At 54.6% G+C, this 13,154-nt stretch carries 10 protein-coding genes; 5 read left to right on the top strand and 5 right to left on the bottom strand.

Translation table 11 applies throughout. The features are described from left to right. The first annotated feature begins 1 nt into the window (after position 1). Complete coding sequence (locus OO713_RS04320) at positions 2-295, top strand: hypothetical protein (protein ID WP_264784874.1); 294 nt, start codon at positions 2-4, stop codon at positions 293-295. Next, entirely contained in the window at positions 295-1,002 is a 708-nt protein-coding gene (locus OO713_RS04315) for an alpha/beta fold hydrolase (protein WP_264784873.1), read from the top strand. Before OO713_RS04320 ends, OO713_RS04315 begins: the two co-directional genes overlap by 1 nt. Here the strand turns inward: OO713_RS04315 and OO713_RS04310 are convergent. Both OO713_RS04310 and OO713_RS04305 read right to left on the bottom strand, forming a co-directional pair. After that, on the bottom strand, positions 999-2,051 hold the full coding sequence (locus tag OO713_RS04310; protein ID WP_264784872.1) for an AI-2E family transporter: 1,053 nt from the start codon (positions 2,049-2,051) through the stop codon (positions 999-1,001). The two genes, OO713_RS04315 and OO713_RS04310, sit on opposite strands and share 4 nt — an antisense overlap. After that, positions 2,035-3,120 carry a hypothetical protein gene (locus tag OO713_RS04305; protein ID WP_264784871.1) on the bottom strand — a complete coding sequence of 362 codons (1,086 nt, stop codon included), beginning with the start codon at positions 3,118-3,120 and terminating at the stop codon, positions 2,035-2,037. The genes OO713_RS04310 and OO713_RS04305 overlap by 17 nt, the downstream gene beginning before the upstream one ends. A gap of 63 nt (positions 3,121-3,183) precedes the next feature. On the opposite strand from OO713_RS04305, the gene OO713_RS04300 reads away from it, so the two are divergent. Then, a complete protein-coding gene (locus OO713_RS04300) occupies positions 3,184-4,881 on the top strand; it encodes a hypothetical protein (protein WP_264784870.1) in 1,698 nt (565 codons plus the stop codon). After that, the gene (locus tag OO713_RS04295; RefSeq protein WP_264784868.1) at positions 4,878-5,708 is read left to right on the top strand and encodes a tetratricopeptide repeat protein; all 831 of its coding nucleotides are present in this window, start codon (positions 4,878-4,880) and stop codon (positions 5,706-5,708) included. The genes OO713_RS04300 and OO713_RS04295 overlap by 4 nt, the downstream gene beginning before the upstream one ends. On the opposite strand, the gene glgB is transcribed toward OO713_RS04295, so the two are convergent. From glgB to glgX, 3 genes are read right to left on the bottom strand one after another with little or no spacing between them, the layout of a single operon-like run. Next, positions 5,705-7,858, bottom strand: coding sequence for a 1,4-alpha-glucan branching protein GlgB (gene glgB / locus OO713_RS04290; protein ID WP_264784867.1), 2,154 nt, complete (start codon positions 7,856-7,858; stop codon positions 5,705-5,707). The two genes, OO713_RS04295 and glgB, sit on opposite strands and share 4 nt — an antisense overlap. Next, positions 7,855-9,828 (bottom strand): maltotransferase domain-containing protein, encoded by a 1,974-nt coding sequence (locus OO713_RS04285; RefSeq protein WP_264784866.1) that lies wholly within the window; start codon positions 9,826-9,828, stop codon positions 7,855-7,857. The genes glgB and OO713_RS04285 overlap by 4 nt, the downstream gene beginning before the upstream one ends. A 52-nt stretch (positions 9,829-9,880) precedes the next feature. Then, positions 9,881-11,932: a glycogen debranching protein GlgX gene (gene glgX / locus OO713_RS04280; RefSeq protein WP_264784865.1), complete on the bottom strand. Its 2,052-nt coding sequence runs from the start codon at positions 11,930-11,932 to the stop codon at positions 9,881-9,883. Positions 11,933-11,989: 57 nt separating this feature from the next. Here glgX and OO713_RS04275 point away from each other — a divergent pair, with 57 nt between their 5' ends. Next, positions 11,990-13,147, top strand: coding sequence for a cysteine desulfurase family protein (locus OO713_RS04275; RefSeq protein WP_264784864.1), 1,158 nt, complete (start codon positions 11,990-11,992; stop codon positions 13,145-13,147). Positions 13,148-13,154: the final 7 nt, after the last annotated feature.

Here is a 13,154-nt window from a genome sequence, read left to right as displayed (position 1 = left end):
AGTGGCGCGCGGCAAACGTCGCCGGCAGGCACCAATCAAGATCGAAGAGCTGGACCTAAACCGAGTTCGACTCTCGCTGCCAAAAACCGAAATCAAGCGTGGCTACGAATTTCAAGTGCAACAAACCTGGGGTAACTCCCAGGAAGAGGGCAAGAGTTGGATCTGCCCGGTTTGTTCGCTCACAATTTCGCAGGGTGTGATCCACACGGTTGCCTGGGATGTGCATCGCGGAGTTCAGTCAAGGCGTCACTTCCACAATCACTGCTGGAAACTCTTTGATGGGGTCCTGCACTAGTGGAAGAGATCAAGGCCGCCACCGAGCTCCCTGCTATTCGCGAAGAGATCGAGCTTCACACTGAAGATGGTCAAACCCTGGTTGGCGAGCTAGCGCTTCCAATTGGCCATGAACCTATCGCGACGCTGATAACTCTTCATCCACTTCCCACCCACGGTGGTTTCATGGACTCTCACATTTATCGCAAGGCCGCTAATCGACTGCCTGAGCTACTGGGGGTTGCGGTGCTTAGATTCAACACTCGCGGCACCGAGTCACCAAGAGGTAAATCGACGGGAAGCTTTGACGGAGGAAATCTAGAGCGCTTTGATGTTGCGGCGGCCGTTGAGTTCTGTAAACAGCGAGGCCTAAAGAACCTCTGGTTGGTGGGTTGGTCCTTTGGTACCGAACTTGCCATCAAATATGGCCCAGAAAACGATATCCAAGGTGCCATCCTGCTATCACCGCCGCTGCACCGAGCAACCGATGAAGATCTAAGGCGTTGGAACAGCGGTGATGTTCCGATGCATGTATTGGTGCCCGAGTTGGATGACTATCTTCAGCCACCGCAGGCTGCCGAGCGCTTTGGGATTGTGCAGAACGCGGTGGTCTACGCCTTTGATGGCGAGAAGCATCTGTGGGTAGGGGAGAAGGCCACTCGAAGAGTGCTGAACCAGATTGCGCAAATCATCTTGCCAGGGAGCCCAGAGCTACCAACTCACTACTAGCGAAGTTGCTGCCTAGGCATCCAAACTTCGCGCACGATTAGCAAGACCGATGCGGCCATAGGGATTGCAATAACCGCACCCAGGATGCCCAGCAGGGTTCCACCCATCAATGCCGCAATGACAACCAAAGCCGCAGGCACAGATACTGCTCGCTTCATAACCCTTGGGCTGACAAGGTAGGCCTCAATCTGAAGGTAGATCAGGTAGAAGACACCAACCGTGATGGCCAAGGTTGGCGAAGATACTAGTGAGATCAAGGTTGCAAACACCGCGGCTGACACTGAACCAATCAGCGGCACTATGGCGAGCACAAAGGCAACCACTGCCAGTAGTGGCGCATATGGGGCCGAAACGAAGCTTAGGAAAACGGAGAGAACTACCGCGTGAATAGCGGCGACCGTGACCTGCCCCATTACCCAGCGACCAACCGAGTAGGTCACCTGATCCGTAAGGGCCATGAAGCGTTCGCGCTTAGAAGCGGAAACCAACTTGGAGACATACTCCTTCATGCCCTCGATTGATGCCATGAAGTAGATCGAAAGTATCACCACGACCAGTAGGCCAACCGCACCGGCTGCAGCCCCAAGGCCCACTTGCAGCACTCCACCCACCAAAGTGGGCCAGTTGCTGGAATCGAGCAGATAGGTGAGGAAGTTATCTGCGGCGGTTGAAATCGATCCGTTGAGCTGCTTGTCCCAGTAAGCGATCCAATCTGAGGTGATTAGCTGATCAATAAAGTCTGGGATTCGACGAATTAGCTTCAGGCCCTCATTCACAACTGCCGGAACAACTGCCCAAACCAAAAGCGCAACAGCACCCAAGAAAACCGTGACTACGATCCCAACCGCAAATGGCCTCGGTAGGCCCCGGTTGGTGAGCGCTCGAACCGCTGGGTCGAGCCCTAGCGCGACGAAAATGGCGATTGCGACATAGGTCAAAATCGTGGCGGTCTGCGAGATTGCAGCACCAAGCAAGAGCGCGGTCAATACTCCCAGGGTGCCAACAAGGCCGAACTGAAAAGCGTTGGTGATTCTAGATCGCTGTTCCATCGCTCCTCCTTGAAAGCTCGCCAGTTACCAAGCTACGCAGGTTTTCCAGATAAATCTCGATTGCAGCAGCTTGATTCTTCAAATTCCTCACCTCAGCATCGGCTTGGGTCATCTCGCGCTGAGCCAACTCTCGAGCCTGTGAGGTGATTTCTTCAGCCTCCAGTTCAGCGGCAGCGACTAAAGCATCAGCCTTGTCTCTTGCCTGAGCAATCATCTGCTTTTGGGTCTTTGTGGCCTCTAACTCCAGGGTTTCAAGCTCCAACCGAAGTTCCGCAACCTTGCCAGATAGTGTCGCCATGTCCTGCTTTGCCAGGTCGAGATACTGCTCGGCCTCTGCAATTGTCTTTTGGTTGTTCTCGAGGTTCTCGGCTTCGGTTTCAGCTCTGAGAAGTGCCAGAGTGGCCTCAAGTCGCTTCTGAGCGGCTTTAGACAACTTTTCTTCGCTGGAGAGTGAACTCTCGAGCGCCAGCGCTTCTCGGGCCAACCTCGTGGCTTCTGATTCCGCCTCTTGCGCTGCAATTTCTCGCTTTGATCGCGAGCGCATGGCAGCAACCTCAGTTGCAACCATGCCCCTGGTGCGGGCCGCTTCTCGTTCTGCCTCTGAAACTATTTCGGCGGCCCGGGTCTTTGCTCTTGAAATCTCACGCTCAGCATCTTGCTCCGCGGCCGCTATCTTTCGCTGCGCTCTTCTGGTGGCCTGATTGACAACCGAGTCGTAGTGCTGCTGGGCCGATAGTCGAAGGTGTTCGGCTTCTAGCTTGGCCTCAGCGAGAATCTGCTCTGAAACCTGCTGGGCGTCTAGTTCTAATTCAGAGGCAATCTGCTGGGCGGAGGAGAGGATGTTGGCTGCTTTTGCTCCCAATGCCGCAAAGTTTGGGGACTTGGTGGCTTCGAGCGCGGCCTCAGATTGACTCAGTTGGAGTGCGGTGGCGCGAAGTCGCTCGGTAATTTCGGTATTTGCGGTGCTGAGCCTAAGCAGCTGAGCGTTTAGCTCCCTGAGTTCGCGTTCAACAGCCGAGGGGTCATAACCCTTGCGGGTTATCTCAAAGCGGTTGAATTCGCCTGCCAACAAGACTCCTAAGCGGCCAAGGGTAAACTTCAGAGGCTAGGAAAGTCTAGTAGGAGCCTATTTATGCGGATGTGGATCGGAATCACGGCCTTCGTGCTGGGGATTTCCCTTACCGCGGTTGGCGTTGTTGATCAGATTCGCAACTCTCCGCTAGAGCGAATCGAGATCACTAAAACCCTCGATAAGTCCGCTCCTTACTTACTTATCCCAAACCGCACATTGACCTCGTATCCGGGAAACGTTCAGGTGAGCGCCTCCGGCACCAAAGAAGTCTTCCTGGCGACCGTGAGAGAGTCGGATGCGATTGCGTGGCTGACTCCTTCGCCGCACCTGGAGCTAAGGCTCGAGGTGAACCAGGACTCCCAGACGGTCTCGCTGGCGGAAATCGAAAGGCCAGGGGAGGGTAATCTGATCGACCCCCGCGGCTATGACATCTGGCGAACCTCGGTAGACAGTAAGGATTTTGATTCCATCAAGGTGCCGGCCGGCAATGAAGCGGCGGTCTTGATTGCCAGCACCGGCGATGACCCTGCTCCGAACAAGGTTGTCGTTACCTGGACTCTGCCTAAGGGTGCCATTCCACTGAGCCCACTGCCCCCAATCGGCCTTGCCATAATGCTCATCGGCGCGCTGATCGTGCTCTGGGATGCGTATCTCAAGAACCGTGGTGCTCGACCAGGGCGCGGTCTTCGCGGCCCGAAGCGCCCAAGACCAAGGCGTTTCAAGACTCTCGTGCAACGACGCCCTGGTCAGGGCCGAAGAGCACAGCGTTTAGGAATGGTTGCTGGCCTAATCAGCGTCTCCTTGCTAGCGGGCTGCACACCGCAATACGAATCCCCGCTGATGAGCCCCTCGCCATCGGCCGCACCTGACACGCTGACCCCGGTGATGACTAAGGTTCAGCTGGTTCGAATCCTCGATGAGATTGCTGAGGCCATCTCAATTGCCGACACTGAGTTGGACAGAGAGACCATTGAGGTCAGAACCGCGGGTGCCGCGCTAGCGATGCGCAGAGCCGAATACAACCTGCTTCGAAGAACCGAGGCGGATGACAAGCCACAACCGATTCAATCCGGCCCAATCAAGCTATTCCTGCCAAGTGCCACCGATGCCTGGCCACGATCTGTCATGGTGGTTACCGGTGATGAGCAGCTGCAACTGCTTGTGCTTCGTCAGGAGAGTGCGAGGGAGAACTACGTTCTAGTGCACTTCTCCAACCTTTTGCCCGGCACCACCTTCCCTGAGGTTGGAGCCGAGACCGTGGGTGCGAACATCGTCAAATCTGACAGCAAGTTCCTCTCCTTCGAACCGCAAAAACTTCCCGAGGCGGTTGGTGATCTGATCAACAACGCCGGAGACTCAGCATGGGCAACGCTGGTTGATCCGGAGAACAAATACGTTATGGATCTGGCTGCTGTGCAGCAGAACCTTACGGAGACTTTGAGTAATGCCAACCTGAGCTTTGATCACAGGCTCGGTGATAACAAGATCAACATGTTGGCAACCGCAGACGGTGGCGCTCTTGCCGCCATCTACATGATCGACACCTACACCATCATCCCCAAGGAGCCTGGCGACGCGGTTGCAATCACCGGTGACGAGGCATTGCTCTTGGGAACTGGTGGTAGCTCAACCGGTATCGAAACCAGATATGGCTCGATGCTGCTGTTCCACATCCCATCAACCGGGTCCGATCAACCCGTAAGGCTTTTGGGTGCTACCCAGCAGCTTCTCACCACCGTGAACCTAGGAACCCGATGACAAACTTTGGCGCTATGGACCTATCCGCATCCGGTGCAAACCCAGCCGGTGAAACCGTCAGCTCTTGGCTAGTAAAGGCCGATGAGCCAACCCTTCGTCGCTACCTAGCACTGAGTGAGAAGCTTCCGGTGATCATGTTGATCTCAGACTCTTCAGAGGCCTCAGCTCGTGTCCGCAAGGCACTAACCGAAATCATTGCCTCTGGCGAGGGCCGCCTTGTGGGTATCGATGTCGATCTTGAGACTTCACCCCAGCTTGCTGCTGCCGTGGCTGTGAATCAAGCACCAGCAGCACTGGCAATTTTGGCTGGGCAACCCGCTCCAATTTTCAAGGGCGAAGCCACCATGCAGCAGATGGCAGAGATTCTCTCTCAGGTACTGCAGGCCGCAGCCCAAAATGGCCTAACCGGCAGGGTGTCGCTTGGCGCAGGCACAGAGGCGCAGAAGCCCGCCCCAGCTGAGTTTGTAGCAGCCTATGAGGCTATTGATCGTGGCGATCTGGATACTGCGGAGGCAATCTTTGCCAAATATCTGACTGAGAAGCCTGCTGATCAAGATGCCAAGGCTGGCCTGGCTCAGGTCAAACTGATGAAGCGCCTTCAGGCCCCAGAGCCAGGAGAGCACGCTGCGCTTTTCGCTGCTGCCGATCAACTCTTGGTTGGAGGCGATGCAGCGGCAGCATTCAAGGTGCTACTTGACGAGTTTGCGGTGAATCTCGATGCACGCGACCAGATCCGCACCCGATTGCTGGAGCTATTCACTCTAATTGGTGATAGCGAGGAGCCGGTGTTAGCCGCCAGAAGGCGCTTGGCCTCGCTACTTTTCTAGCCTTTTAGCCAGATCGCCCCAAGTGGTGGGATGTTCACACTCGCCGAGAACTCTCTGCCATGCATGGGGTTTGCCTCCGCCTTGACCGAGCCGTAATTTCCTACCCCGCTACCGCCATAGATTTCGGCGTCGGTGTTTAGTAACTCGGTCCAGTCACCTTGCTTTGGTAATCCGATTCTGAAGTTCTCATACGGGTGTCCAGCAAAGTTGATGATGCAAGCAATTTGGTTTCCCTTGCCATCGATTCGCAAGAAGCTCAGCAGGTTCTGATCGGCGTTACCACCATCGATCCACTGAAAACCGTCGCGCTCGTGGTCCAACTCCCAGAGTGCGGGGTTTTCTACATAGATTCGGTTTAGGTCTGCGACCAGCTGCTGCATCCCGCGATGTGGGTGGTGATCAAGCAGCCACCAGTCAAGCTCTCTTGACTCGGACCATTCGGAGGGTTGAGCAAACTCCTGGCCCATGAATAACAGCTTCTTTCCTGGGTGAGACCACATGAAGCTCAGGTAGGCGCGCATGTTGGCAAGTTTTTGCCAATGGTCTCCCGGCATCTTGGCAAGAAGCGATCCCTTGCCGTGAACAACCTCATCGTGGCTGATGGGAAGCACAAACTTCTCGTCGTAGGCATAGAGCATGGAGAAGGTGATTTCACCGTGGTGATACCTTCGCCACATCGGGTCCTTTTGGATGTATTCCAGCGAATCGTGCATCCAGCCCATGTTCCACTTGAAGCCAAATCCCAGACCACCCTGGTCGGTGGGTGCGGAGACTCCCGGGAATGCAGTCGACTCCTCGGCGATCATCATGATTCCGGGGTTTCGCTTATATGCAGTGGCATTTACCTCTTTGAGAAACTCGATTGCGTCAAGATTTTCTCGACCGCCATAAATGTTCGGTAGCCACTCGCCGTCTTTTCTCGAGTAGTCCAAATAAAGCATCGAAGCGACCGCATCGACTCGGAGTCCATCGATGTGGAACTCTTCTAGCCAATAGAGCGCGTTGGCCACCAAGAAGTTTTTTACCTCGGTGCGGCCGAAGTTGAAAACGTGGGTGCCCCAGTCGGGGTGATCGCCACGGCGCGGATCGGCATCTTCATAGAGAGCTTCGCCGTCATATCTAGCAAGGGCCCAGTCATCCTTTGGAAAGTGCGCTGGCACCCAGTCCATGATCACGCCGATACCGGCATTGTGAAGCTGGTCTACCAGGTATCGGAAGTCATCTGGGCTACCAAAGCGAGAGGTTGGTGCGTAGTAACCGGTCACTTGATAGCCCCAGCTACCACCGAATGGGTGCTCGGCCAGCGGCATGAACTCAACGTGAGTAAACCCCAAGAACTTGACATGGCCAATCAAATCCGATGCCATCTCACGGTAGTTCTTCGCTCCGCGCCAAGAACCCAGGTGAAGCTCATAGACGCTCATGGGGGAGCGCAGTGCATCCTGTTTAGCGCGGCTCTCCATCCAAAGCGTGTCTGACCACTTGTAATCACTAGCATCCACGATTGATGCGGTTGCGGGTGGAATCTCGCAGCGACGAGCAAGCGGGTCAATCTTGGTGATCCAGTTGCCATGCTTGGTGCGAATCTGGAACTTGTAAAGCGCTCCAGGCTTCACGCCTGGGATGAATAACTCCCACACACCGGAGTGGCCCATGGACCGCATCTGATAGAGCTGACCATCCCAGTGATTGAAATCACCCACCACGCGAACACTCTGAGCATTTGGTGCCCAGACCTTGAAGCTCACCCCGGAGGTGTCGCCTAACGAATCCTTGGATTCGATGTAGTGAGCACCAAGGGCTTGCCATAACTGCTCGTGCCTACCCTCGGCAATCAGATGGATGTCAAGATCACCAAGTTTTGGTAAATAGCGGTAGGGGTCATCGGACTCCCAAGCAGGGGCGTTCTCGTATTCGGCAATAATGCGGTAGTCGCCGAGTTTCTTATCGCCGCGGACCTCCCAAATGCCGCCAAAGACATGCTCAGCGATAAAGTTGTCGGACTTGGTCTTGAGCATTACCGATTTGGCAAATGGTCTAAGCGCTCTAACCACCCAGTTTTTAGCTTCCTGGTGAAAACCTAAAACCGAGTGTGGATTGTGATGGCGTCCCTCTGCAACCAGTTGCAACTCGTGGGCATCAGGGTTCATCGCTCGATCCTTAGAACGTGTGCCGGCTCAGTGAATGCATCTAGCCGCACGAAGTTGTGCTCACCCCAGGTGTAGCTCGCCCCGGTGATTAAATCGGTCACCTTGAATCCGGGCGAGACATTCAAGGCCTGCAAGTCGAGATGCACCATGCTCTCGCGCACGGAGTGCGGATCGGTGTTAACCACCACGATGATGGTGTTCTCCTTGCCACCAGCGTGCTCAGCACTTAGGTGCTTGGAGAAGACCAAGATCTCGGAGTCATCACTGTGGTGAACCACCAGGTTGCGAAGCTGTCGCAGCGCCGGGTTTTCCTTGCGAATCTGGTTTAGCAGGGTGACTCTTGGAGCCAGCGAATTCCCAGTCTTCAGGGCAGCTTCGAAGTCACGGAATTTGTATTCGTACTTCTCGTTGTCGATGTTCTCCTCGGCACCTGCCCTGGCCACTGATTCATAAAGCTCAAAGCCTGAATACATACCCCAGGTTGCCCCTGCGGTGGCTGCGATGGTGGCGCGAATCTTGAACGCGGGTTTGCCACCAAACTGCAGGTACTCGGTCAAAATGTCTGGGGTGTTTACCCAGAGCGCTGGCCTAAAGAAATCTGCCGAGTCTTGGCTCAGCTCCTTCAGATAGCCAGCCAGCTCATCCTTGTGATTTCGCCATGCGAAGTAGCAGTAGGACTGTTGGAACCCGGCCTTACCAAGCGCGTGCATCATGGCGGGTCTGGTGAATGCCTCGGCTAGGAAAATCACCTGTGGGTCCTTGCGATTCACCTCTGCTATCAAGCGCTGCCAGAACGAGACCGGCTTGGTGTGGGGGTTGTCCACCCGGAAGATCATGACCCCGAATGAGATCCACTTGCGAACTACGCGCAATACCTCTTGGTAAATGCCCTCAGGGTCGTTATCGAAGTTGATCGGGTAGATGTCTTGATACTTCTTTGGTGGGTTCTCGGCATACGCGATCGAACCGTCGGCCCGAGTCGTGAACCACTCGGTGTTGGTGCTAACCCAGGGGTGATCTGGAGAAGCCTGGAGAGCGAGATCCATCGCAATCTCAATACCGAGCTTGTTGGCTGACTTTACAAAGTCCTTGAAATCTTTTTCGGTGCCGAGATCTGGGTGAATGGTGTCGTGGCCACCTGCGGTGTTACCAATTGCCCAGGGTGAGCCTGGGTCCTCTTCAGAGGCATCGAGGGTGTTGTTTTTCCCTTTTTTGTGAGCGGTACCGATTGGGTGGACCGGAGGCAGATAGAGAACATCGAATCCCATTTGCTTCACTCGGTCTAACGATGCGACCGCGGTCTTGAAATTACCCGAGATTACCTTGCCGGATTTGTCCTTTTTAGCACCCTCGCTCCTTGGGAAAAACTCATACCAGCTGCCCGAGCCCGCGAGAGTGCGCTCGCAGTAAACCAAGCGGGGCTCTGACAGGGTCTCTAGGTTTCGAAGTGGAGTGGAGTTGGCTAGTTCTGCCAACCCCTGCAAAAGTGCATCTTCAAACGCTTCCTTGGGTGTTTTGGCAGCTAGTAGTTCTGCAAAACGAGTCAGTTCTTTCTTTTGCTTTGGGTAGGCGGTGGCCATTTTGTTCAACAATCGCTGACCCTCGAGCATCATCAGCTCCTGGTCAACTCCGGCCTTTAGCTTTACCTCGGTGTTGTGAAGCCAGGTTGCGAACTCGTCGTCCCATGCTGAGATTTGATAGCTGTAATCGCCGACCTCGTTCAGCTGCACCTTGGTGACCCACTGGTCTAATCCTGGTCGTCCCGGGTGGAGTTTTATGCGCTGTGTCTTGCCCTTTGGGTCGGTGAGCAATAGGTCAACCGCGATGGCATCATGTCCCTCGCGAAATGCGATGGCTCCAAACTCGATGACCTCACCAACAAAAGCCTTGGCCTTGAATAACCCGCCATCCACGCTTGGCCAGGTCTTTGTGATCGGAATGCGCCCAATGGCGAAAGATTTGGTCTCCACGTTCACAATTTAGTGAGCCAGAGCCGAAACCGCTTGCAAATTGACTAAATGGTTATCTAACTAGGAAAAGCTGCATGCTGGCCTCAACCATTCGAAGCTTGGAGCCGGGGTTTAGCAAGATAGTCCGCTTTGGGGGTAGCTCAAGAGCGCTATCCCACAAAAGCTCGAACGACCCAATGCCCTCTCGTCTTGGCAAAGTGACATTGCTGACCTGCTCTTGACCGTTGATCACTAGCAGTAACCCCTGCTTAGAACCATCGTTCATGAGGTGATAGCTCAGCCGCTGCAACACTCGTCTTTCAGGGTTGTGCCAATCCTCAAGACCCATCTCGTCGCCACGGATGGAGAACCAAAGCATCTGGTCGTGCTCTGGGGTGGGTTCATCGATGTGAGCAAAACCCCTAGGTCGGAGCGCCGGATATTGCTTGCGCAATGCAATGAGGTGAGAGACGGTGAGTTCAAAGTCGCTTTGGTGCGAGTTTGGCTCCCAGTTTTGCCAGGTGATGACGTTGTCTTGGCAGTAGGCATTGTTATTACCGCCTTGGGATTTGAGTCTTTCATCACCGGCGGTAAGCATTGGCACGCCTGCTGAAAGCAGCAGGGTTCCAATCAGATTGCGAGCTGCCTTGCGACGGGCAAAGTTGATAGAGGGGTTTGGCGTCTCGCCCTCAAACCCGTGATTGAAGCTGAGGTTGTTGTTAGCGCCATCACGGTTTCCCTCACCGTTGGCGCTGTTGTGCTTGACGTTGTGTGAGACCAAATCCCAGAGCGTAAAGCCATCGTGTGCGGTTATGAAGTTGATGCTACCCAAGGGGGAGCCGTCCACCATGATGTCCTGGCTTCCGGAAATTCGACCGGCAAGCTCCTGCACGGTGTTGTGGTGGCTGCCGTTGTTTCTCGCGTGCGCGATGTCGCTGAGCCAGAACTTTCTTACCGAGTCTCTAAAGCGATCGTTCCACTCGGGGAATCCGGCTGGGAAATTACCGGTCTGCCAACCACCCATACCAACATCCCACGGTTCCATGATTAGCTTTGCTTCGGAGATGATCGGATCTTGTTGCATCGCTAAGAGCAATGGGTGTTGCGGGTTGAAGTGATTGTTCTCGTCCCGTGCGAGCGTGGCGGCTAGATCAAAGCGGTAGCCATCAATCTGTAGCTCCTGGGTCCAATAGCGCAGCGAATCCAGGGCGAGCTTTTGAACCATTGGGTTACCGAAGTTCAAGCTGTTGCCGCAGCCTGTTGTGTCTTGGTAGTTACCAAAATCGTCTTGGCGGTAGTAGTTCGAGTTGTCTAAACCTCGATAGGAGTAGGTGAGTCCTTTGTGGCCACCCTCTGCGGTGTGGTTATAGACCACATCCATGATGACCTCAATCCCCGCACGGTGCAGTTCGCGGATAGCGGTTTTCAATTCCTTGAGAATTGCGCTCGGACCCTGGGCCCTGGTTGCTTCGGCCGCGTATCGCATGTGTGGGGTAAAGAAGTTGATGGTGTTGTAGCCCCAGTAGTTGATAAGACCAAGATTGATAAGGCGCGGTTCAGAGATAAGAGCCTGAATGGGCAGTAGCTCAATCGCTGTGATGCCTAGGTTTTTGAGATAGTCGATGGTCGCGGGGTGGCCTAGGGCAGCGTATGACCCGCGGATCTCCTCAGGGATGGCCGGGTTTACGCGGGTGAGCCCTCTGAGGTGTGCTTCATAAATGATGCTCTCAGAAAGCGCGATGCCTGGCTTAGTGACCCCCTGCCAGTCAAACTCGGTGTCTACTGCCACACAGTGGTAATCCTTGGGACTCTCGCGAACTAGACCCTTGGCGTATGGATCTAGGAGATTGCGCTCGGGTTGAAAGGCATGACGTGAACCCTCGGGACCTTTGGCCCGAAGAACGTATTTCATGCCTTGGTGCAAACGCTCGTCCTGAGCCGCGAAGATATCGCCCTCGGTCTTTTCAAGCTCTATTACATGTAATGACTCTGAGGTGTTATCTGGGTTCAGAATGTGTAGGGAGATTTCGTCGGCGCTCGCTGACCAAACTTTGAATTCACCACCGCCAGCGCTGAGGCTGAGCCCAAGCTGTGGAGCATCATCGGCAAGGCGGTGTTCAAGCATAAGAAAACCCAACTTATCTACAAAAAGTTTCTAGCGTGTGACAATTGGGGCACTGTCATGAGAGTTTTTCTGGACCACGCCTCAACCACTCCGGTTCGCCCTGCGGCAATCGAGGCACTTAGTAGCGCCCTGCAATTGGTTGGTAATCCATCCTCTGTCCACACCTCGGGTCAGGGCTCCAGGGCCGTACTGGAGGACGCACGAGACCTATTGGCAAACCTTGCAGGAGCTGATCGCAACGAGGTGGTTTTCCTATCGGGTGGGACTGAGGCCAACAACCAAGCGATCAAGGGTCTCTACTGGGCCTCTGGTAAGCGCTTGATTATTTCCTCACCCACTGAGCACCATGCGGTGTTGGACCCGATTCTTTGGCTTCAGGAGCATGAAGGAGCCGAGGTCATCTGGCTAGATGTTGCTACATCTGGCGAGATAAACCTGGATCAGCTTCGAGAGATAGTAACTGCGCGAAAAGACGAGATTGCTTTCATCAGCCTGATGTGGGTAAACAATGAAACCGGGGTCATTACTGACATTGACCAGGTTGTGAGAATCGCCCAGGGAATCCCGGTGCACTGCGATGCAGTCGCAGCTTTTGGACATTTGCCAATCAACTTCAAATCATCAGGGCTTGCATCGATGGCAATTTCCGGCCACAAATTTGGAGCGCCAATCGGTGTCGGGGCACTCTTTGTTTCCCGCTCTCAAAAGCCAACCCCTTTGCTACACGGCGGCTCTCAAGAGCGCAGCCTCCGCTCCGGCACCATGAGCTATCCGCTGGCTGCCGCGCTATCAGCTGCGGCGCAGGCGGCCATGCAGGATCGAGAAGAGCGTGAGGCAAAACTCGGTGAGCTAAGGGACCATCTAGAGCGGGAGGTTCAAACAGCGTTTCCAGAAGTCATCAAGACCAGCGTTGGAGCCAACCGAATCGCTCACACCAGCAACTTGATTTTCCCTGGTGCTCAAAGCGACAGTCTTTTGTTTTTGCTCGATCAGCAAGGCATCAGCGCATCTTCTGGCAGCGCCTGCACCGCAGGGGTTCTAGCTCCATCCCATGTTCTAACTGCCATGGGGTATGACCCGGAGCTCGCTGACTGTGCGATTCGAATCACACTTGGTCACACCACGACACTCTCAGACATTGAGTCCTTTTTGAATGCCATCAAACTTTGCTACCCAATCGCGCTAAGGGATGGCGCAAACCAAAAGGCAATTTAGACTTTCG

Origin of the sequence: Aquiluna sp. KACHI24 (assembly GCF_025997915.1) — a bacterium.
Classification (GTDB): Bacteria; Actinomycetota; Actinomycetes; order Actinomycetales; family Microbacteriaceae; genus Aquiluna.
The sequence above is the reverse complement of the archived record's forward strand: the minus strand, read 5'-3'. Positions and strand labels throughout refer to the sequence as shown.

Bases quoted from the DNA above. Each gene is read 5' to 3' on its own strand.
- OO713_RS04295 (WP_264784868.1), top strand. From the start codon at position 4,878: ATGACAAACTTTGGCGCTATGGACCTATCCGCATCCGGTGCAAACCCA.
- OO713_RS04275 (WP_264784864.1), top strand. From the start codon at position 11,990: ATGAGAGTTTTTCTGGACCACGCCTCAACCACTCCGGTTCGCCCTGCG.
- glgX (WP_264784865.1), bottom strand. From the start codon at position 11,932: ATGCTTGAACACCGCCTTGCCGATGATGCTCCACAGCTTGGGCTCAGC.
- OO713_RS04310 (WP_264784872.1), bottom strand. From the start codon at position 2,051: ATGGAACAGCGATCTAGAATCACCAACGCTTTTCAGTTCGGCCTTGTT.
- OO713_RS04300 (WP_264784870.1), top strand. From the start codon at position 3,184: ATGCGGATGTGGATCGGAATCACGGCCTTCGTGCTGGGGATTTCCCTT.
- glgB (WP_264784867.1), bottom strand. From the start codon at position 7,858: ATGAACCCTGATGCCCACGAGTTGCAACTGGTTGCAGAGGGACGCCAT.